The following is a 21,572-nucleotide window of genomic DNA, read 5'->3' on the forward strand; positions in this document are numbered from 1 at the left end:
CAGCCAATAACCCCCGTCCCCAATGGCAGGGCAGGACTGGCATTTCCAGGACATGGAGCGGCGCCGGAGAACGCATGCGACCCCTTAACGACATTTGCCGCGCCCCCTGCTTTACCAAATCATGACCGCCGCTAGCCGCGCCCCCTGCTTTACCAAATCATGACCGCCGCTAGCCGCGCCCTGGCGTACTATTACAAGATGCGCTTGTGCGCAGAGCCAAGGGGGGTCAGGATGAAATACACCAAGCAGGAATGCAACTGGGTCATGTACGACGTGGGCAACTCCGCGCTCGTGCTGTTCAACACGTCGGTCGTGCCCATTTACTTCGACGCCATCAACACGGCGGCGAATTCCGCGGAGCTCGTCACCGCGTGGGCGAATGCGCAGACCATCGCCTCGCTCGTCGTAGCACTCCTCATGCCCATCCTGGGTTCGCTTGCAGACTTCGCCGGGAACAAGATTAAGTTCTTCCTGGGCTTCTTCTTCACGGGGCTTGTGCTCTGTTTTGCCCAGGCCATCCCCATGGGCGCGATGCCGTTTCTCGTGGTGTATGTCATCTGCACCATCGGCCTCAACTCGTCCATGACGTTCTACGACGCTATGCTGCCGGATATCACCACCGACGAGCGCATGGATACCGTGTCGAGCTCCGGTTACGCGTGGGGCTACATCGGTTCATGCGTGCCGTTCATCGTGTGCATTGCGCTCATTCTGGGCGGCCCTGCGGCGCTTAACCTCGACATGCTGCTGTGCGTACGTGTGTCGTTCATCATCACCGGCATCTGGTGGCTTGCCTTCACGCTGCCGCTCGTGCGCACCTACAAGCAGCGCTATTCGAAGGAGCTCGCTCCCGGCGAGACGTTTGGGAGCGAGGTCATGAGGACCTTCCGCGGCCTGGGCGTCACCATGCGCCGCATCGCCCAGGACAAGGCGATCCTCATCTACATGATCGCGTTCTTCTTCTACATCGACGGCGTGCACACGGTTATCTCTATGGCCACGACGTACGGCACGTCGCTTGGCATCGACTCGACGCAGCTCATCTTGGCGCTGCTCGTCACGCAGTTCGTGGCCTTCCCCTCGGCCATCGCCTATGGCAAGCTCTCGGGGAAGTACGGGACGCTTCGCATGATCATCATCGCTGTGGTGGCGTACGTGGCGATCGTACTCTTCGCGGCCTTCTTCCTGAAGACCGCCGTCGAGTTCTGGATCCTCGCGGTGGCGGTCGGCCTGTTCCAGGGCGGTATTCAGGCGCTTTCGCGCAGCTATTTCGGCAAGCTCATTCCCAAGGAGCGCTCGAACGAATATTACGGCTTCTTCGATATCTTCGGCCGCTATGCATCTGTTATGGGAACTCTGCTAGTATCTGTCGTGACATCGCTCACGGGGGATGCTTCTTTAGGAGTGCTTTCCATCGGGATCCTGCTCATCGTGGGCCTTGTTATGCTCATCAGGCTTTCCCGCATCAAGGGCATGGCATAGGAACCGGGCGCGACGGTTTCAGACGCTGTGATGTGACGGACCGACCCCCGCGCCCGACCAGGCTGTCTCGATGAGCATGAAGTAAAGCCCTCCAACTAGAAGGTGTATGCTCATGAAATCGAATGAAATCGCCCAGGTAGGTGTCATCGCCGCGGTGTATGCGGCGTGCACCCTCATCGCTCTGCTCTTTTTGGGGAGCCTCGCTTGGGGGCCGGTGCAATTCCGTGTCTCCGAGGCTCTCTGCGTGCTCGCGCTCTTCACGCCTGCCGCCGTGCCCGGTCTCACACTCGGGTGCGCCATCGCCAACATCGCCAACATTGCGTTCTCGGGTACGGGGATGCTCGGTCTCCTCGACGTCGTCTTCGGTTCGCTTGCAACCTGTGCAGGGGCGGCGTTTACGTGGAAGATGCGGGAGCGCCCTGCGGTCGCGCTTGCGGGCCCTGTCATTGCCAACGCGCTCATCGTGCCCGCCTACCTGCCCATTCTGCTCCAGGCGACCGGATTTTACACCATCCCGTTCACCTCGATATCGCTCGACGGGGCATGGCCGTTCATGTATCTCTTCGGGCTTGTCGCGACGGGTGTCGGCGAAGCGGTTATCATGTATGTACTGGGGTACCCATTAGGCAAGTCACTTGCCCGCACGCCGTACTTCAAGGCTTCGTCGCCCTTCGCGCACGCGCGGGAATCCGTGCGATAGCACGGCGACGAGCCGTCCCGCAACGGGGCACGCGTGCGGCGGCCAGTGGCTCGTGAGCAGCAAGGGACGTGGTAACGTGGGATCGGTCATCGTGATTCCTACGTATTGGGCAGATAATCGCGCCGAGCCGCACGCGCCCGGCGCGTATGACCACTCGACCCCGCTCAACGACCCCGCTCCGGACCTCGCCCGCTGCCTCGCCTCGCTCGAGCAGGTGCGCGATGTCGCGCCCATCGCCCTGCTCGTCGTGTGCCCAATCTCTGCGACCACCGAGGTCTCGCGACGCGTGAGCGCCATCGCCTCCGAACACCCCGCGCTCGATATCGCGGTTGTCACGAACACGCAGGCGGCGCGCGTCATGGAGTGCGTCGAAGAGCTCGCTCCGGGCAACACGGGAGAGTGCGTATCGCTTCGCGGCTACGGCGCCATACGCAACATGGGGCTCGCCATCGCCGCGATCTTCGGTGCCGACCAGGTGATATTTCTCGATGATGACGAAGTCGTGATGGGTAGCGACTTCATGACGCGCGCTCGGTATGCGCTTGGTCAGCAGAACCGCCAGGGATTGCCTATCCTGGCGAAGAGCGGCTACTTCTTTAACAAGAGCGGGTCGCCGCTCGCAAGCGATGCGAAGGCCGGCATCACCACGCGCTGGTGGACGAAGCGCGCCGAGTTCAACGCATGGATGCGCACGCGTCTGGCTGGGCCTCGCATATCGCGGTCGAATTATCTGTGCGGCGGCTGCTTCGCCCTGCACGCCCGCGCGTACATGCGCGTCTCGTTCGATCCGTTCATCACGCGCGGCGAGGACCTCGACTATCTCTTCAACCTGCGCCTCCATGGGCTCGATGTGTGGTTCGACAATGCATGGGCAGTGCGCCATCTCCCACCGGCATCCACGCAGCACGCGCCGCGCTTCATGCAGGATGTGTATCGCTGGTATTACGAGCGTGCGAAGCTCGCCTTTGCCAACCGACGCAACGACCTCACCTCGGTGACGGCGGCGTCCCTCATGCCCTATCCCGGTCCTTGGATCTCGCCGGAGATCGAAGACCGCGTGGGCAAGACCGCGCTCGTGCGCGCTATCTTCACGCGGGAGCATCGGGCGTATTGGCGCATCTGGCGGCACGGCCGCGCGCGAGCGAAGCGCTATGCCGAGGAGCATCACGATATGTACCTGCGATTCCAAAGCTTCTGGCCTACTATCATGGACGGCCTGTGGCGCGATGAGCGCCTCGCGGAGATGCTCAAGGAGGCGAGATGAGCTCGCGTTCCCCGCTCGTCGCCCGCACCGACCGGCTTTCCGCCGTATGGATGATGGTCGTTGTCGGCGCGCTCGCCCTGGCCGTGTACCTCCTGTTCCGCCTTGCCGACGGCGAAGGGCCGGTGCCGTTCACGGTTGCCTGCGTGGCGCTTGCGATTCTCCTTGCGGTAATGGCGTTCGGCCTGCTCAACCCAGATCGCCTGCGCTCGCAATACACCGAGGAAACCCTCTCGCTCGCCTCGGACATGCTCGAGGACATCAAAGGCGGCCTCTCTGCGGAGAGCGCCGAGGCCATCTGCCGCCACCTCATGCCCGAGACGCATGCAAGCACCATCGCGGTGACGGACGAGACGCATGTGCTCGCGTGCGTAGGCGATATGGTGGAGGATTTCCCGCCCGGGTCGCTCATCCACACGCCCGCGACGCGCTACGTGATCGAGCACGGCATCGTGCAGTCGTTCACCCAGGCGATCGAGGTCAAAGGCGAGCGCGGCCGCAAGCGCCAGATCCCGGCAGGTATTATCGCGCCGCTCAAGGTACGCGACCACACCGTCGGTGCGCTCAAGTTCTACTTCAAGAACACCCATGAGGTGAACCGAACGCAGTACGCGCTTGTCGCAGGGTTTTCCGAGCTCATCTCCACGCAGCTCGCCATCCACGAGCTCGAGCTGCAAGAGGAGCTTACTGCTCGTGCTGAGGTCCGTGCGCTGCAGGCGCAGATCAACCCGCACTTCTTGTTCAACACGCTCAACACCATCGCCTCGTTCACCAGAACCGATCCCGCTCGCGCCCGCGAGCTCCTGCGCGAGTTCTCGTCGTTCTACCGCTCCACGCTCGATAACTCCGGTTCGCTCATCCCGGTCACGCGCGAGATTCAGCAAACGAAACGCTACCTCACGTTCGAGCAGGCGAGGTTCGGCGACGACCGCATCGAGGCGACGTTTACCGTCGAAGACGATGTGAAGGACGCCCCGGTTCCCGCCTTCATCATCCAACCGCTGGTTGAGAACGCAGTGCGCCATGCGATGCGCGACGAGGGCGCCCTGCATATCTCGGTGTCCGTTCGCGCAGCGGGGGAGAACGCGCTCACCATCGAGGTGGAAGACGACGGTGTGGGCATGGACAAGGCAACGGCAACGCGCCTGTTCTCTGAATCCGCACGCGTCGCGAACGTTTCCGCCCCGCAAGGCGGCGGTGCTGGCGTGGCCATGCACAACATCTCCGAGCGCATCAAGCGCTTCTACGGCCCGAATTCGTTCGCTCACGTCGATTCCCGTCCTGGCAGCGGGACGGTTATCACCTTGCATCTAGATTTATTAGGAAGTATCTTCGTTGACGGGTAGAATAGTAGAGATAGACTCGCCGCGGCGCGCGTTCACGGTCTGCGCGTTCGGGGTCGCATTCGATAGTGCGCGGCCACCAAGGCTGTTCGGTTCTGTATAGGACGAAGGGAACACAAGGATATGCTACGTGCGATGATCGTCGATGACGAGGCTCCCGCCCGTTCTGAGTTGAGGTTCCTGCTCGAGCAGACAGGCAAGATCGCCTCGATTGCCGAGGCATCGAGCGTGCGCACCGCCATCGAGATGCTCATGGAGAACCGCGTCGACGTCGTGTTCCTAGACATCTCTATGCCCGGTGCGTCTGGCTTGCAGCTGGCGGAGGCTCTGCATAAGCTGAAGAATCCGCCTTCAATCGTGTTCGTGACCGCCTATAGCGACCATGCAGTCGAGGCGTTCGATGTCGACGCGGTCGATTATCTGTTGAAGCCCGTGGAAGAGGCGCGACTCGATCAAGCGATCGAAAAGGTGCTCGCCCGCACGAAACCCCAGACGGAAAGCAAGGTCACCATCGAGCGGATCCCGGTGGAGAAGGGCGGCCGCAAGGTGCTCATCCCCGTCGACCAGATTCGCTACATCATGGCGAAGGACGACTATTCCTGCATCTTCACCGACGATGACCGCTTCCTTTCCACGACCTCGCTCGCGCAGTTCGAGGCCAAGCTCTGCGATTTCGGCTTCTTCCGCGTGCATCGCCGCTACATCGTGAATCTGGCGTGCGTGGAGGATGTCGAGACGATTCCTTCCGGTGCGATCCAGCTCGGCATCACTGGCATGGAAGACCGCGTGCCGGTGTCGCGCCGTCGCGTGGTGCCGCTCAAGAAGGCTCTGAGCCTGTAAGGGGCTGCGTATGGCCGAGAGCGAAGCGTATATGGTGGCGGACGCTGTCGCAAGCGCGCAGGGTGTGAGGGGCAGTATGCCGAAGCGCATCGACATCATCTCCGACACGCACGGGTGGCTTTCCGATGCCCTGCTCGAAGCGCTCGAGGGCGCGGACCTCATCATCCATGCGGGCGATATCACGTCCGAGATGGACTGGGAGCACTTGAAGACCATCGCTCCTATACGCGCGGTGTTGGGCAACAACGATTACTACCGTGACTACGGACGCGACGTGGGGCGCATTCTGCGGTTCACCTACGAGGGTCTGCGCTTCGTGGTCTCGCACTACCGCTCCGACCTGCTGCTCGATGAGGCGGATGTGGGAGTGTGCGGGCATACACATCGCGCGCAGGTGCTCGAGGAGCATGGTTGCCTCGTGGTGAATCCCGGTTCGCCGACCTTCCCGCGCGGTGCCCGCGGCGCGACGATGGCGCGGATGTACGTGGCGGACGGCCGCGTACTCTCGACGGAGATCCTCGACCTGGAATAACCAGCCATTGGCTGGCGTGTCCGATGTAAAATTACCCCAGGGGTTATTTTACATCGGACACGGTGTTGTCCCAAAATGCACCTGTCCCTTTTTGGGACATCGAGCCATCAGGATGTAAAAACCCCTGGGGTAATTTTACATCCATGCTACGAGAAAGCGGCTCCGAGCGCGTTTGCTCGGAGCCGCCTCGTCTAAACCCCCGATCTAAAAAAGTCACTGGGGTTAATTTACATGGTTACTCTTCGCCGAGGATCTTCGCCTTGATGTCGGCAGCAGCCTTTTTGCCGGCACCCATGGCGAGGATGACGGTCGCGGCACCGGTCACGATGTCGCCGCCAGCCCAGACCTTCGGATTCGACGTGCGGCCATTCTCATCGGTCTCGATGAGGCCCCAACGGTTGAGCTCGACATCGGCGCAGAGCTTCGCGAACGGGTTCGCGCGCGTGCCGATAGCCGTGACAGCAACGTCGCAGGGAATGGCGAACTCGGAGTCCTGCACGGGAATCGGGCGGCGACGACCGCTCGCGTCCGGCTCGCCGAGCTCCATGCGCTGCAGCTCGATCGTGGACACGAAGCCGTCCGGGCCGGGCAGGAAGCGCAGCGGGTTGCACAGCTCGAGAATCTCGACGCCCTCTTCCTTGGCGTGGTGCACCTCGGCCTTACGGGCGGGCATCTCGGCCTCGGTACGACGATAGGCGAGGGTGACGTGCTCGGCACCCAGGCGCAGCGCCGTGCGGGCGGCGTCCATGGCCACGTTACCGCCGCCGAACACCACGACGTTCTTACCGTGGCGGATGGGCGTGTCGTACTCGGGGAACTCGTACGCCTTCATGAGGTTCGTGCGGGTGAGGTACTCGTTCGCGCAGTACACGCCGGGGAGGTTTTCGCCGTCGACGTGCAGGAAGCGCGGCAGACCAGCGCCCACGGCCAGGTAGAGCGCGTCGAAGCCCTCCTCATTGAAGAGCTCTTCGGCATCGAAGAGGCGGCCGGCCACGGAGTTGTACTCGAAGTGGACGCCCAGCTCCTCCAGGCCCTTGATTTCGCGCTTGACGATGTTCTTGGGCAGACGGAACTCGGGGATGCCGTAGGTGAGCACGCCGCCGCCGGTGAAGAACGCTTCGAACACGGTGACGTCGAAGCCCTCGCGCGCGAGCTCGCCGGCGCAGGCGATGCCGGAGGGACCGGAGCCCACGATGGCAACCTTGTGGCCGTTGCTGGGCTTGCACTCGGGCGCTTCGCCCACCTCGTCGGCCATGTCGCCAAGCATGCGCTCGAGCTGGCCGATGGCGACGGGATCGCCCTTCTTGCCGAGGATGCACTTGCCCTCGCACTGGTTCTCCTGCGGGCACACGCGGCCGCAGACGGAAGGCAGCAGGTTATCGGCTTTGATGGTGGAAAGGGCGCCCGCCCAGTCCTCCTCGCGGATCTTCTCGATGAACTGCGGGATGTGCACGCCTACGGGGCAGCCCTCCATGCACAGCGGCTTCTTGCAGTCGAGGCAGCGGTTGGCCTCGGCGATGGCGTCGGCCTTGGTGTAGCCGGTGTCGACCGGACGGAAATCGCGAGCGCGCTCCGCGGCCGGCTCCTCGTTCGCAGGGGTGCGGGGAGCGCCGATGTTGGGGCGATACTTTACTTCTGGCATGCGCAGTCCTCCTCATAATGCTTGATGGAAGCGGCCTCCTCGGCCTTGTAGCTGGCCTGGCGATGTGCGAGGTCGTCCCAGTCGACGAGGTTCGCATCAAAGTCGGGACCGTCGACGCAGGCGAACTTCGTCTCGCCGCCCACCTCGACGCGGCAGCAGCCGCACATGCCGGTGCCGTCGACCATGATGGGGTTCAGGCTCGCGACGATGGGGATCTTGAACTCACGGCAGGTGAGGGTCGAGAACTTCATCATGGGAACGGGGCCCACGCAGAAGACCGAGTCGATGGCGTCCGTCTCGCAGAGGCGACGGAGCGGGAGCGTCACAACTCCCTTCTCGCCCATGGAGCCGTCGTCCGTGGTGACGAAGAGGTTCTCGAGCGGCAGCGCACCGAACTGCTCGAAGAGGATGAGCAGGTCCTTCGTGCGGGCACCCATGATGACGGAGACCTTCTTGCCCTGCTCGCAAAGGGTGCGGGCAACAGGGTAGGCGATGGCCAGGCCGACGCCGCCGCCAATGACGGCTACGCGGTCGCCCTCAACCTCGGTGGGGCAGCCCAAAGGCCCGGTGATGTCGCGGATCTCGTCGCCTTCCTCGAGCTTGGAGAGGCACTCCGTGGTCTTGCCGACGACCATGAAGATGAACTCGATCCAGCCCTCCTCCGGATTCCAGTTGGCGAAGGTGAACGGCACGCGCTCGCCCGTCTCGTCGATGCGCACCATGAGGAACTGGCCGGCATGCGCCTTCTTGGCCATCCTCGGGGCGTGGACGCGGAACTCGAAGACCTTCTCCGAGAACTGCGTCTTCTTCAGGATCTTGTACATAGAACCCCTCTCTTTTTGTGGGCTTCGACACGTCGCGTGGCACGGCGCGCGAGACCCATGTGCAACCCATTGCGGCGTGCGTCCGTGCGGCGCACGCCGGTGCATACAGGTTCGATTATAGCAAGTTGAACGGGTGCATAACGGCTCCTGAAGAGAGAAATGAGCAGAGAACGACGGCGGGGACATCGCAACAGATCGCAGGGAAACCGGATTTCAAGAACATGGCGCTTCTGTCCAAGGCTGCGCCCCCCGCACATGAACATAGCCAATAGAAGTGGCTCTGGCTATGTCATACAACAGGCTCATCCTGAATGGAGTTGGTACAGGGGTGGTCAACATGGTTACAACAGTCAAATTGAGTATAAATGCAAGGAATATGAGCTATTACGAATATTACTTCAAGAAGTAATTAATTCCATTTACCGAAGAAAGCGACCGTTCAGGGAGGGTCGAACGCCCCCTGAACGTAAAGAGCGTACTATCCGAATTAGATATTAGCAAATTAACTAACTGCTTAATATCTAGTTGTATTGGAAGAGATGCTGAAAGGAGAAGCCATGAGTTCTATCCATGTGTACTCTGAGGTGGGCAAGGTCAAGAAGATTATGATCTCGCGCCCCGAAGGGTACTTCGACGCCGTGCGGCCGGACTCGCGAGAGTACCAGCTCGTCGACGATGTCGTGTGGACGGCGCAGGCGTGCCGCGACCACGACGTCTTCGCTAGCCACCTGCGCGGCATCGGCGCAGAGGTCGTCTACCTCGAGGACATGTTCGAGAAGTCGCTCGGCGACGAGGCGGACCGCCGCAAGTTCCTCGACGAGTACATGACCGAGGACTTCATCTACGATCCGGCGCTCCGCGAGCAGATCGCCGCCTATCTCATGCCCATGAGTGCGCACGACTTCGCCCGCACCGTCATGGCGGGCATCGAGAAGAAGGATCTCGCCGGGACCCCGAAGCCGACGTGTCTGGCGGACGTCCTCCCGGACGAGACCCCCGAGGATCCGTATGCGATGCACACCTCGGCGAACTTCATCATGTGCCGCGACCCCGGCTGCTCGGTGGGCTCGAACTTCACCATCAACCGCTTCGTGCAGGACACGCGCAACCTCGAGGCCGTCGTGTGGAAGCACGTCTTCGAGAACGTCCCCGAGTTCGCGGGCGGCGCGCAGCTCCTCCACACGAACGACCCGCATGGCGAGACCATCGAGGGCGGCGACATCGCCATCCTCTCGCCCGAGGTCATCGCCATCGGCCACAGCTGCCGCACCCACGCGGCCGCGATCGAGGAGCTCGCGAAGAACGCGCTCGCATCGGGCGATAGCTTCAAGAAGGTTGTCGTGTTCGAGATCCCCAAGGGCCGCGCCTACATGCACCTCGACACCGTGTTCACCGCCGTGGACGTGGACAAGTTTACGTACTACCCCGGCATCATGGGCGGGCTCAAGCTCTACGAGCTCACGCTCGGCTCCGACGGCGAGCTCAGGGTCTCCTGCGCCGAGGAGGAGCTCGACGAGGCTCTGAAGCGCCTGCTGCACCTGCCCGCGGTCGACCTCATCCCGTGCGCGGGCGGCAACCCGTTCTGGGCGGACTACGACCAGTGGTCCGACGGCTCGAACACGCTCGCCGTCGCCCCCGGCGTGGTGTGCACCTACGACCGCAACTGGCGCACGAACGATGTCCTGCGCGAGCACGACATCAAGGTGCTCGAGGTTCCCTCCGGCGAGCTCTGCCGCGCGCGCGGCGGCCCGCGCTGCATGAGCATGCCGCTCGTGCGCGAAGACCTCTAGCGCACACGGCTCCTCTCTGGTCCGTGCAGGCTTCGGCGCGACGGGAACGCGTCGCCGCGCCGAGGCGCCTGCTCTTACTCTGTCCATGCCCTGTCGCCTGTAGAAAGGACTATAGATGATTAAGAAGAAGGACTTCGTAGACGTTCGTGACCTCACGAAGGATGAATACCTAGAGCTCCTCGAGGTCATCCGCATTCTCAAGGAGGCCGACCAGAAGGGTATCCAGATTCCGCTGCTCAAGGGCCAGACCATCGCCCTCATGTTCGATCAGCCCTCCACCCGCACGCGCGTCTCGTTCGAATCCGCCATGGACAAGCTCGGCGGCGACGCTCTCTACCTCGAGACCAAGACCATGCACGTGGGCGAGGGTCGCGAGACCATGAAGGACACCGCGCTTGTCATCTCGGGCATGTGCGATGCCATTGAGTGCCGCAACGAGAACTACGACGCCGTGGTCGACCTTGCCAAGTGGGCGACCGTGCCGGTGTTCAACGGCATGACCTCCGTCTCCATGCACCCCACACAGGCGCTCTGCGACCTGTTCACGATTATGGAGAATCTGCCCGCCGGCAAGAAGCTCGAGGACGTGAAGGTCATGTGGGTGGGCGACAACTCCGCCGACACCTCCGAGGAGAACTACCACCTGGGCGGCGTGTGCCGCTCCGACACGTTCCTCTTCGCCAAGATGGGCATGACGTTCATCGCGGCCGCGCCCGAGCGCGCAAAGATGCTGCCCGAGGACGTCGAGATCGTCGAGGGGTTCTGCAAGGAATCTGGCGGGAAGTACATCCAGACGGACGATCCGTACGAGTACGCCGCGGACGTGGACTTCCTGCTCACCGACGCCTGGTGGTATCACGGTTCCGATCACCTCAAGCCACAGAAGATCGAGGAATTTTTCCCCAAGTACTCCATCAATGAGGAGCTTATTGCCGCCTGTCCCGAGTGGGTCAAGGTCATGCACCCGCTTCCGGGCAACCGCGGCTACGAGATCTCGAACGAGGTCTGGGACGGCCCGCACTCGCTGCTCATGGAGCAGGCGGCTAACCGCTTCCATACGCAGAAGGGTTTGCTTGCCGCTTACATGTATCCGCGTGTATGCAAGCAGCAGGAAGCCCTGCAGCAGTACTACACCGCCCAGGTCGAGGCGCTTACAACCGAGACGATCGACAAGGTTGCCGGAACCCACTACGGGGACTGGGTCTAGGCGCATCGCCGCCCAGCCGGCGGTAGCGCCGGTTACACGATGCGCCCCCGCACACGGCCGGTAGTACGGTCGCTGGCGGGGGCGCTCGCAGTTTGCAAGTGTCTTGCCGCGTGGCGCGGCGGGACTTAGGGCATGTCAGGGGGGCGTGCCGGAATAGGAAGGTGGTTGCTATGGCTGAATCCACTTCGACAGAGAAGAAATCCGGCGGAGGACTGGGCTTTTGGGTACTTGTCATTACGATTTTCAGCTCGATGATCGGCTCGGGCGTGTACGACCTTTCCTACCAGCTGGGGACGGTCGCCTCGCCGGGCGCCGCGATTGTCGCGTTTGCGATCTGCTACGTGGGCACGCTCGTTTCCGCGCTGAGCTTGAAGAACCTGCTCGAGCGCGATCCTGAGGGCGACGGCCTGTTCTGCTACGCCCGCCGGGCGTTCGGCAAGTTCGCTGAGTTCATGAGCGCTTGGGGCTACTGGATTAGCGGCTGGGTAGGTAACGTTTCGTTCGCCACTATGACCATGATCGCCTTCGGCACGTTCTTCCCTGAGGTCTTCGGTGACACCGGCACGAGCTGGCCGTCGATTATCGTGGCGAGCGCCGTCATGTGGGTTATCGCGTGGCTCGTGAACCGCGGTGTCGAGCAGAGCGTGCGCTTGAACACGATTGTGACAATCATCAAGATCATTCCGCTTTTGCTCTTCATCGTGATCGGCGCGACGGCGTTCAGCTTCGGCGTGTTCACGACCGATTTCTGGACGAACTTCGCCGGCAACATGGAGGCGGCGGGCACCGGCTTTGACCTCGGTTCCGTTGCCGCTCAGGTCAACGATTCGATGCTCTCCCTCATCTGGGTGTTCATCGGTGTCGAGAGCGTCGCTTTGCTCTCGCGTCACGCCGTGAGCAAGAAAGTCGCGGGCTCGGCGACGGTCGTCGGCCTCACGCTCGTGACGCTCATCGAGTTCATCGTCGCGATTCTGCCCTACGGTATCATGCCCGCCGATGAGTTCATCGCCCTCGGCGAGCCTTCGCTCGGTCAAATGTACACGATCTTCATGGGGCCTGTCGGCGCGTCCTTCGTGCAGGCGGCGCTCATCATCTCGATCTTCGGCTCCTGGATTGCCTACACGCTCATGCCCACCGAGTCCGTGACCTATCTCGCCGACGAGGGCTCGTTGCCTAAGATCTTCGGCAAGAAGAACAAGAACGGCGTGGCTACGTTCTCACTGTTCCTCACCGTCATCCTGTGCGAGATCCTGCTCGTCTCGATGCATTTCACCGAAGATGCTTACAACTTCAGCTTCAGCCTGAGCTCGTCGGCCATCCTGATCGTGTGGATCTTCATCGACCTCCAGCAGGTCAAGTATACGCTCGACCACCGCGATGAACCGGGTGCGGTAAAGAACCTCATCCTGGGTTTGATCGGCCTCGTGTACTACCTCGTTGCCATGTTCGTATCCGGTATCTCCTATGTCATGCTGTGCGGCGTGCTGTGGGTCATCGGCATCCCGCTGTACTACATAGCACGCAGGGCATCTGGTGACGAGAAGGTCTTTGTGGGCAAGGATTGGCTGCTCGTGGGTCTTTCCGTTGTCATGGCCATCGGCGGCGTTTGGATGATGCTGAACGGCATGGTCTAGGCGCGCGGCGCCCGAGCGGATAGCTCCGTCCCGATGTCTGACGGCGCGGCGCGATGGCCTTGTCGCGTCGCCTTCATGTGGGCGCGCTGGATGGCCCGATGGTTCGGGAACACGCCGGTTCAGGACAGGGAATCGGGCAGCCTGGAGTCTCGGTGCCGGGCAATTCGAGAGAGGAGGCATGATGGACATCATGACGAGTCGGTACGAGGACTGGCAGAATCGACTCGAGAAACACGTTGACTTTAACATCTGTGAGTCCATGGTAGCGGCGTTTACGGAAGAGGAACTTCTGGCGATCGATCCAGAGGGCGCTGCTGCTCTACGCCAGACGGGTGCGCATGAGCTTCTCAATTATGGCTGGATTGAGGGGTCGGCGGAGTTTAAGCAGGGTGTCGCTGGCCTGTACCAGAGCGAGGTCGCGCCCGACCGCATCCTCCAGACGAACGGCGGTACCGGCGCAAACTTCAACGCAATGTATGCGCTCATCGAGCCTGGTGACCACGTAATCGTGGAGAGCCCCGCTTACGAGCCGCTCGAGGTGCTCGCGCGGCAGTTCGGAGCAGAGGTCGAGCTCTGGCGCCTGCGCGAAGAGCATGCCTGGCAGCCTGATATCGGGGAGTTGCGGCAGATGGTTCGCCCGGACACGAAGCTCATTGTGCTCGTGAACGCCTCGAATCCTTTGGGCGTTGTGCTCGAGACGCCGCTTCTCGAGGAGATTGCAGACATTGCACGCTCGGTCGGGGCATACGTCCTGTGCGACGAAGCGTTTCGCCCGTTCGATGAGTCTGTCAACTATACATCGATGATCGATGTATACGAAAAGGCTATCGTGACCTGCACACTTTCCAAAGCGTATGCGGTGCCGGGAATTCGGATCGGCTGGGTTGTCGCCGACGACGAAATTGCCGGGCGTGTGCGGCGGCTGCGCGACTACACGATGGTGAGCTGCGGCGTTCCCAACGATGCGCTTGGCGTATACGTGTTACGCAACCGCGAGGGCATTCTCAAGCGCAACTGCGAGATTGTTATGCGCAACCTGGAGATTGCAGACGCGTGGATTGCAGGTCAGCCACGTGTGAGCTGGCAGAAACCACGTGGCGTGACGACCGGCTTCATGCGTCTCGACATTCCCGAGGACGACGTATCGTTTTGCAAGCGACTTGCCGCGGAACGTAAGACGCTGCTCATACCCGGCGGCTGCTTCGACCTCCCGTGCGGTGCGCGTTTGGGATATTGCGCTCATGAGCAGATTTTGCGTCGCGGCCTCGATGAACTTGCTGCAGCATTGGCAGAATTCGACTGAGCACACAGAGTATCGTTGAGGGCTTGGTGACGAGTTTGAGCAGTGGGGTGGAGACTTCTACGAGTGTTTTCACCTCACTTCCGTTTGTCGAGGACCGCTTGCCACTTCACTTGCTACGGCGTATCGAGCAGGTGTTCCAAGAACGAAAGATGCGCCTGGTAGTTTTCGTAGAGCAGGTTGTAGTACACCTCGTTTTTCATGCGCTGTGGATACACGAGATCCGCATCACGCATAGCGCGGAGATGCACCGATATGGAACTCGGTGCGACTTGGAGAATATCGGCGAGCTCTTTGGTCGTCTTGGGAGAGACGTTAAGTTCGGCGAGGATTTTAAGTTTCATGGGGCTGCCGATGGCCTTAAGGAATAGCTCGATTTTCGGAGGTATTTCTGCCGTGGCCTGTCCGAACGTGACGCCTTTGAATATGGTTAGACAGCCATCGATGCAGTTAATCATGAAGTGTGGCGTGAGAAACGATGTGATGATCACATTGATGCGTTTTATCTCATCATTGCGGTAGAACAGCTCGAGTTGCCGGCCTACGCGGATGCCAGTTCTGTCGACGTGCACCTGCTCGTGGCAGTTCTCGATATACTGCGCGGGGCCGTCTAGCTCCAGCAGCTTCCGCTCAGTTGCGAGCGCGCTGATTTCGGAGACGCCTATGGTGTTCCAGATGTCAGCAAAGTGCTCATGCCAATACCGATCGAGCACGGAAACGAGCCGATGGCGGTATTCCTCTAGGTTGTCGAGGATATAGCGAGCGAATTTCTCGGGGACATAGTAGCGAAAGATTTCCGAATTCTGCTCGAGAAGGTGGTCGGTGCTTGTGATGCTATGAGCGAGCGTACGGCGGGGGACAAGGCCGGAGAAGATACCGTAGCAGAAATCGACGTCACTCATGTTGGCTAGATGCGCGAGGAACGCCTTCATGCTCGTGACTTCACCTTGTTCGATGTAACCCACGAGGTCCATGATAAGCGCCCAGTTCATGGTGTGGTCAGAGAAAAATAGGAGCTCGTCGCGCAGGTCGGTATCCATGGAAGCGAGAGTGCTCTTTGTCCAACGGCTGCGGTTCGGATGGAGCTCGGGAGCCGACAGGGCATGAAGGCTCGCGACCATCTCGACGACTGGGCTATATTTGATGACGACTTCTTTGGTAAGCGGAATACCGCTCGTTTCCTCTAGCAGCAGCATTGTTTTCTCGCATCTGTATCTGCCTGCGCAACAGCGTCGTGGATAATGCTAGTACATCGTCCTCATTATATGTTGTGTTATGCACAAGACCTAGGGAGAGCCTGCTACCGTCACATAAGGTTCGCTGAATGGCTGCGGGGAGGATCGCCGCGCACGCTGCTCTCTATTCGCCCGGCGATGCTCTGTGCCGTGCCTAGTGCTTGCCGTTCTGCGCGGCGGCGCCGTTCACATGGTCGCGAGCGTAGACCGCGCCGTGCATGAGCGCAAGCTCGCAGGCATCGGCCGCGCGCTGGACAGTATCGGCGAACGCCTCGGCCTCCTTGTTGCGCAGCTGCTTGAGTACGAAATCGGCCGTGGGCATCTTGCCGGGAGGCTCGCCGATGCCGAAGCGGATGCGGCTGAAGTCGCGGCTGCCGAGTTTGTCGATGATGGAACGCAGACCGTTGTGGCCGGCGTGCCCGCCGCCCACCTTCACCCGCACATCGCCTTCGGGGATGTCGAGCTCATCGTGGACCACGAGAAGCTCCTCGGGCGCGATCTTATACTCGCGGCAGAGCTTGGAGATGGGGCCGCCGCTCGTGTTCATGAAGCTCTGAGGCTTTACGAGCACGACCTCGCGCACGCCCCCTTCCGCTTCGGCGTCGCGCACACGCGTGGTGGCGATTTCGGCGCCGAGTTGGTTCTTCCAGTACGTCACGCCGGCGCGTCTCGCGAGTTCGTCGACCGTTTGAAAGCCCGCATTGTGGCGGGTGCTCGCATATTCTTCGCCGGGGTTTCCCAAGCCGGCGATCATGCGGATAGGTTTAGGTTGCGGTTGGGGCATCAGAACTCCTTCGAAGTGCTCTGCGAGATATATTTAGTGTCGTATTCCGGACAAATTATCGCCCAAAAGGACATTTCGGACATCGATTTAGGACATGTCCGCCGAATGTCCTAAATCGCGCTGCGATGTCCGCACGCTTTGCCAGCAAGCACGACAAGCTCGACAAGCCCGACGGTGGCGTTCAGCTCGCATGTTATGAAACCTATCGTGCTAAAAATTGCCGAAACCGTCACGAAGAGACCCCCAGCACCCCCTTCGTGACGGTTTCGGCAATTTTTAGCACGATAGGTTTTAATACGATGGGCTGCGGACGAAGCCGCAGCCCAGTTTTCGAAGCGTTTTCGGAGCGAGCGAAGTTGAAGCGCGGATGCCAACCCTTGCTCACGTTGCCTTTACAGCGTCACGCGGCCGCTACAGCGCGAAGTCGCCGCCGATGAGCTTGGAGACGGAGTTCTCGCAGTACACAGCGTTGATCGCGTTGGCGAACTCTTCGGCGACGGAGATGGTCTTGATCTTGCCGCCGACCTCGACGGGGATGGAGTCGGTGACCACGCACTCAACGATGGGCGCATCGTTCAGGCGCTCGATCGCGGGGCCGGAGAAAATGCCATGGGTGGCGCACACGTAGATGTCGCCGGCGCCCAGTTTCTTAAGCTCGCGGACGCTTGCGCACAGCGTACCGGCGGTATCGATCATGTCGTCGTTGATGACGCACGTCTTGCCCTCGATGTTGCCGATGATGCCCATGACCTCGGCTGCGTTGTGGCGCGGACGTCCCTTGTGGGCGATGGCGAGGTCGCAGCCGAGCATGTCGGAGAGCTTCTTGGCAGCCTTGGCACGGCCGACGTCGGGCGATACGACCACGAGGTTCTCGGTGTCGAAGCCCTTGTTGTTGTAGTACTCGCCAAAGAGGGGCAGTGCGGAAAGGTGGTTCACCGGGATGTCGAAGAATCCCTGGATCTGGCCCTGGTGCAGGTCGAGCGTGATGACGCGGTCGACACCCGCGCGCTCGAGCAGGTTGGCCACCAGGCGCGCCGTGATGGGCTCGCGCGGGGCGGCCTTGCGATCCTGGCGCGCATAGCCGTAGTGCGTGATGCAGGCGGTGATGGTGCGGGCGGATGCGCGCTTCGCCGCATCGGTCGCGATGAGCAGCTCCATGAGGGCGTCGTTCACATTGCCCGAGATGGACTGGACGAAGAAAACGTCCGCGCCGCGCACCGTCTCATCGAAGCGCGCATAGATCTCGCCGTTCGCGAACTTCTCAAGAGCAAGGCCGGAAAGCTCGACCCCCAAGATCTGTGCGATCTTCTCTGCGAGCGGGCGGTTCGCCGTTCCCGAGTAGAGGCGAAGCGTCTTCACCATCTGCATGGTCTTTTTCGGGTCGTTTTCTGGCATTGTTCCTCTCCTTTTTCGAGCTGCCTGATGCCTGCCAAACGCTTTGCTACTTACGGGCGCGCTTGCGCTCGGAATAGCCTTCTATGATGCGCTGCTCGGTACGCTCGACCGCGAGCGCGCCGTCAGGAACATCCTGGGTGATGGTGCCGCCGGCACCGGTGACGGCGTGCGACCCGATGTTTACCGGCGCGACCATCATGGTGTCCGATCCGATGAACGTGTCGTCACCGATCGTTGTGGGATGCTTGTTCACGCCGTCGTAATTACAGGTGATGGAGCCGGCGCCGATGTTCACGCCCGCACCCATGGTGGTGTCGCCGATATACGAGAGGTGGGGGACCTTCGAGCCCTTGCCGATGGTCGATTTCTTGATCTCGACATGCGTGCCAATGTGCGCGCCGTCGAGGACATGAGTGCCGGGGCGCAGGTAGGCGCGGGGGCCGCACGTGATGTCGTTCTCCAGCACCACGTCGATGCCGACCGTCTCGTCTACGGAGCAGCGGTCGCCGACGCGCACGTTCGTGAGGCGCGTGTTGGGACCGAGCACGCAATCTTCGCCCACGACGCAGGCGCCGATGAGGTGCGTCTGCGGCCAGATGACCGTGTCGCGGCCCACGGTTGCGTCCGGTCCGATCCACGCCTGGGCGGGATCGATGAACGTGACGCCCTCGGCCATGAGGCGCTCGTTGATGCGGTCGCGCGCAACGGCGGTAAGCTCTGCGAGCTGGGAGCGGCTGTTCACGCCCAGGCCGTCGCGGTAGTCCTCGCAGCAGTACGACGCGACGCGCTCGCCCGCTTCGCGCAGGATGCCAAGCATGTCGGGTAGATAATATTCGTGCTGGGCGTTGTCGCATCCGACCTCGCCGATATGCGCTTTGAGCTGGGCGCCGTCGAATGCGTAGCAGCCGGCGTTGCATTCGCCGATCGCCGCCTCTTCGGGGGTGCAATCCTTCTGCTCGACGATGCGCAGGAGCGAGCCGTCTGTATCGAGGACGATGCGTCCGTAGCCCTGGGGATCCTGTGGCTTGAAGGAGAGGACGTCGCCCGCCGCGACGGTGTTGGCGAAGTTCCCGATGGTTTCGGGCTGAATGAGCGGCAGGTCGCCATTGAGCACGACCACGGGGCCCGCGTCGATGCCCGTCGCTTCGAGTGCAATGCGCACAGCGTGCGCGGTACCCAGGCGTTCGGCCTGCTCGACGCACTCGACAACGGCCTGGGAGCCGGCATAGGTGGCATCGATAATGCCGCGTACCTCGTCGGCGTGGCTGCCCACGACCACCACCACGCGCTCGCAGCCGGCGCCAAGCGCCGCGTCGACAACCCAGCAGATCATAGGCTTGCCGAGGATGGCATGGGAGACCTTGGCATGGTTCGATTTCATGCGGGTGCCCTCGCCGGCGGCAAGGATGATGGCGGTTGCGTTCATGTATTCCCCCAAGCGCGGCGCATCGCGGTGCGCCTGTTATCGTCGAAACACCATATCCGATGATAACCCAGCGGACGGCGTCTGGCGGCGGGAGTGCGCTATCGCGACGAAACGCCACAGCGCGCGATGTGGTGTGTACGTTGCGCTGCCAGCGCGTTGCCGAGCGCGGTACATTCGATACACTGGTAAGCTTGAAAGACATGCTCGTTTGGAACCGCGCAGGAAGAGAGCCGCCGTGGCAACGCTCCCGCAACATACCGCGTTCGATACCGCGCACCCAGCGGTGCCGGCGGCGTTTCTGGTGCTGACGCTCGGCATGACCATGGCCTCCGCGCAGCCGATGCTCATCGGCGCATCCTTCGTCGGGGCGTTTGCGTATTCCGCTTGCGCGCGCGGTTTACGGGCGAGTGTGGCATCGCTTCGCTGGCAGATTCCGCTCGTCGCCGTGATCGCCGCGCTCAACCCGCTATTCTCGGCTTCCGGCTCGACCGAGGTTGCGCGCATAGGCTTTAGGGCGATCTATCTCGAAAGTCTGTGCTACGGGTTTGCCATGGGCGGCTTGTTCGTCTCGAGCGCCCTGTGGTTTCAGGCGGCGGCGACGATGCTTCCCGCCGAGAAGATCCTGGCGCTTCTGGGCAACGTGCTGCCCGTGGTCTCGCTCATGATCTCGCAATGCATGCGCCTCATTCCGCGGTTCGTGCGGCAGGGGAGGCTCATCGCAGCGGTTCAGGGAGTCGCGGAACCGCGTGGCGTCGGCGCGACGGAGGCGGTTCGCAGCCGTTTACGCATGACCTCGGTTCTCATGGGCTGGACGATGGAAGATTCGCTCGAGACCGCCGATGCGATGCGTGCCCGCGGTTGGGGAGCCGTGCCGCGCCGCAGTACGTATGCGCGCTATCGGTTCACGCCGGCGGATGCGGCGGCGCTGGCGGCGATTATGCTCGGTGCCTCGCTTTGCATCACGATAAGCGTCGTTGCCACGGCGCAGTATTCGTTCTTCCCCACGATGTCGCGACTTGTTCCATGGTGGGGCTATGTACCGTATGCGGTGTGGATGCTCGTCCCCGCGTTGCTGCATGTTCGCGAGGCGGTGAGGTTCCGATGAGTGGGCTGCGGGAGAACGGGCTGTGGAAGCGTGAGCTGCGGGAATCGTCGCATGAGGGCGCGCCGGCTATTGAGGTGCGGGATTGCTCCTTTACGTATGCGGGTTCGAGCGAGTCAGTGCTCACGCATGTTGACTGGTCGGTTCCGAAAGGTGCCTTCGCGTTGCTCGTGGGTGCGACGGGATCGGGAAAGTCGACGCTGCTTTCGCTGCTCAAGCCAGAGATCTCGCCGACGGGCATGTGCTCAGGCGAGCTTTCTGTGCTGGGTGAAGACTCCCGCGCGCTGAGCGTTGGGGAGTCCGCGCGCCGTGTGGGCTATGTGTTTCAGAGCCCGGACAACCAGATCGTGTGCGAAACGGTGTGGCACGAGATGGCGTTCGGTTTGGAAAACCTCGGCACAAGCCAGGGCGAGATGCGGCGCCTTGTGGCCGAGACCTGCTATTTCTTCGGTATGGAGGATTGGCTCCATGCGTCGTGCGACGAGCTTTCCGGTGGACGCAAGCAGCTGTTGGCGCTCGCGGCGACACTCGTCATGAAGCCGCGCGTGCTGCTGCTCGATGAGCCCACGGCTCAGCTCGATCCGATTGCCGAAAAGAACTTCCTACATGCGCTTTTCCGCGTGAACCGCGAGCTCGGCTGTACGGTGGTGGTGGCGACGCACGCGCCGAGACCCATGCTCGACTATGCAACCTGCGCGTATCGCATGGTGGGCGGACGCGTGGAGGAGCTGGCGTGTTTGGACGAGTTGTCTGAGCGCCGGCAGCTTCTTGTTCCGAGCGGTGCGCCCGACGGGGGCTGCGCGTATGGCGAGCGCCCCGGGGAGGGTGCCGGGGCAGGTGAAGAGGTCGCGTTGCGGGAAGGCTCCGCTTCGCGCGAGGGCGTGCGTGGGACCGCGCGTCCTGCTGTCGCGGTGCGGCTCGAACGCGCGTGGTTCCGCTACGACCGTGCGGGCTCCTGGGTGCTGCGCGGCATGGATTTCACGGCGCACGACGGCAGTATCCATGCGCTCGTGGGCGGCAACGGTTGCGGGAAGTCCACGCTTTTGGGCATCATGGCGGGCACGCTCTCGGCCTT

Annotated in this window: 18 protein-coding genes; 12 read left to right on the forward strand and 6 right to left on the reverse strand. The window is 61.8% G+C overall.

The genetic code is table 11. The features are described from left to right. Positions 1-231: 231 nt before the first annotated feature. The 6 genes from QZ079_RS02415 (at position 232) to QZ079_RS02440 (ending at position 6,158) form a co-directional block, all read left to right on the forward strand. Positions 232-1,482, forward strand: a complete 1,251-nt coding sequence (locus QZ079_RS02415; protein WP_297034631.1) for an MFS transporter — start codon at positions 232-234, stop codon at positions 1,480-1,482. A gap of 106 nt (positions 1,483-1,588) precedes the next feature. After that, a complete protein-coding gene (locus QZ079_RS02420; protein WP_291288806.1) occupies positions 1,589-2,182 on the forward strand; it encodes a QueT transporter family protein in 594 nt (197 codons plus the stop codon). 76 nt (positions 2,183-2,258) lie between these two features. Next, positions 2,259-3,446 carry a glycosyltransferase gene (locus QZ079_RS02425; protein ID WP_297034636.1) on the forward strand — a complete coding sequence of 396 codons (1,188 nt, stop codon included), beginning with the start codon at positions 2,259-2,261 and terminating at the stop codon, positions 3,444-3,446. Further along, positions 3,443-4,789 (forward strand): histidine kinase, encoded by a 1,347-nt coding sequence (locus QZ079_RS02430; RefSeq protein WP_297034640.1) that lies wholly within the window; start codon positions 3,443-3,445, stop codon positions 4,787-4,789. Before QZ079_RS02425 ends, QZ079_RS02430 begins: the two co-directional genes overlap by 4 nt. A gap of 120 nt (positions 4,790-4,909) precedes the next feature. After that, a complete protein-coding gene (locus QZ079_RS02435) occupies positions 4,910-5,626 on the forward strand; it encodes a LytTR family DNA-binding domain-containing protein (protein ID WP_291290322.1) in 717 nt (238 codons plus the stop codon). Positions 5,627-5,702: 76 nt separating this feature from the next. After that, on the forward strand, positions 5,703-6,158 hold the full coding sequence (locus QZ079_RS02440; RefSeq protein WP_297034677.1) for a metallophosphoesterase family protein: 456 nt from the start codon (positions 5,703-5,705) through the stop codon (positions 6,156-6,158). A 235-nt stretch (positions 6,159-6,393) separates the two neighbouring features. Here the strand turns inward: QZ079_RS02440 and gltA are convergent, their stop codons facing one another. Together gltA and QZ079_RS02450 are read right to left on the reverse strand one after the other, a co-directional pair. Further along, a complete protein-coding gene (gltA, locus tag QZ079_RS02445) occupies positions 6,394-7,800 on the reverse strand; it encodes an NADPH-dependent glutamate synthase (RefSeq protein ID WP_297034645.1) in 1,407 nt (468 codons plus the stop codon). Further along, entirely contained in the window at positions 7,788-8,624 is an 837-nt protein-coding gene (locus tag QZ079_RS02450; protein WP_297034648.1) for a sulfide/dihydroorotate dehydrogenase-like FAD/NAD-binding protein, read from the reverse strand. Before QZ079_RS02450 ends, gltA begins: the two co-directional genes overlap by 13 nt. 557 nt (positions 8,625-9,181) lie before the next feature. Here QZ079_RS02450 and QZ079_RS02455 point away from each other — a divergent pair. The 4 genes from QZ079_RS02455 (at position 9,182) to QZ079_RS02470 (ending at position 14,558) form a co-directional block, all read left to right on the forward strand. Then, a complete protein-coding gene (locus QZ079_RS02455; RefSeq protein WP_297034653.1) occupies positions 9,182-10,414 on the forward strand; it encodes an arginine deiminase family protein in 1,233 nt (410 codons plus the stop codon). A 115-nt stretch (positions 10,415-10,529) separates the two neighbouring features. After that, positions 10,530-11,621, forward strand: coding sequence for an ornithine carbamoyltransferase (locus QZ079_RS02460; RefSeq protein ID WP_297034655.1), 1,092 nt, complete (start codon positions 10,530-10,532; stop codon positions 11,619-11,621). Positions 11,622-11,791: 170 nt separating this feature from the next. After that, complete coding sequence (locus QZ079_RS02465; RefSeq protein WP_297034658.1) at positions 11,792-13,255, forward strand: amino acid permease; 1,464 nt, start codon at positions 11,792-11,794, stop codon at positions 13,253-13,255. 181 nt (positions 13,256-13,436) lie between these two features. Beyond that, the gene (locus QZ079_RS02470) at positions 13,437-14,558 is read left to right on the forward strand and encodes an aminotransferase class I/II-fold pyridoxal phosphate-dependent enzyme (RefSeq protein ID WP_291290327.1); all 1,122 of its coding nucleotides are present in this window, start codon (positions 13,437-13,439) and stop codon (positions 14,556-14,558) included. Between the two features lie 113 nt (positions 14,559-14,671). Here QZ079_RS02470 and QZ079_RS02475 read toward each other — a convergent pair whose 3' ends face one another. The 4 genes from QZ079_RS02475 to glmU all read right to left on the reverse strand — a co-directional run bounded on the left by QZ079_RS02475 (position 14,672) and on the right by glmU (position 19,395). Next, positions 14,672-15,751 (reverse strand): DUF5937 family protein, encoded by a 1,080-nt coding sequence (locus tag QZ079_RS02475; protein WP_297034661.1) that lies wholly within the window; start codon positions 15,749-15,751, stop codon positions 14,672-14,674. Positions 15,752-15,944: 193 nt separating this feature from the next. Further along, positions 15,945-16,574, reverse strand: a complete 630-nt coding sequence (gene pth, locus QZ079_RS02480; RefSeq protein ID WP_297034663.1) for an aminoacyl-tRNA hydrolase — start codon at positions 16,572-16,574, stop codon at positions 15,945-15,947. 411 nt (positions 16,575-16,985) lie between these two features. Then, positions 16,986-17,969, reverse strand: a complete 984-nt coding sequence (locus QZ079_RS02485; protein ID WP_291288813.1) for a ribose-phosphate pyrophosphokinase — start codon at positions 17,967-17,969, stop codon at positions 16,986-16,988. Positions 17,970-18,015: 46 nt separating this feature from the next. Then, on the reverse strand, positions 18,016-19,395 hold the full coding sequence (gene glmU, locus QZ079_RS02490; RefSeq protein ID WP_297034669.1) for a bifunctional UDP-N-acetylglucosamine diphosphorylase/glucosamine-1-phosphate N-acetyltransferase GlmU: 1,380 nt from the start codon (positions 19,393-19,395) through the stop codon (positions 18,016-18,018). 235 nt (positions 19,396-19,630) lie between these two features. Between glmU and QZ079_RS02495 the strand changes: the two genes are divergently transcribed. Together QZ079_RS02495 and QZ079_RS02500 are read left to right on the forward strand one after the other, a co-directional pair. Continuing rightward, positions 19,631-20,500 carry an energy-coupling factor transporter transmembrane component T gene (locus QZ079_RS02495; RefSeq protein WP_297034672.1) on the forward strand — a complete coding sequence of 290 codons (870 nt, stop codon included), beginning with the start codon at positions 19,631-19,633 and terminating at the stop codon, positions 20,498-20,500. Next, positions 20,497-21,572, forward strand: a 1,076-nt coding sequence (locus QZ079_RS02500) for an ATP-binding cassette domain-containing protein (protein WP_297034674.1), incomplete at its 3' end; no start/stop codon positions are given. The genes QZ079_RS02495 and QZ079_RS02500, both read left to right, overlap by 4 nt.

It is taken from the genome of uncultured Enorma sp., assembly GCA_905210055.1.
Classification (GTDB): Bacteria; Actinomycetota; Coriobacteriia; order Coriobacteriales; family Coriobacteriaceae; genus Enorma.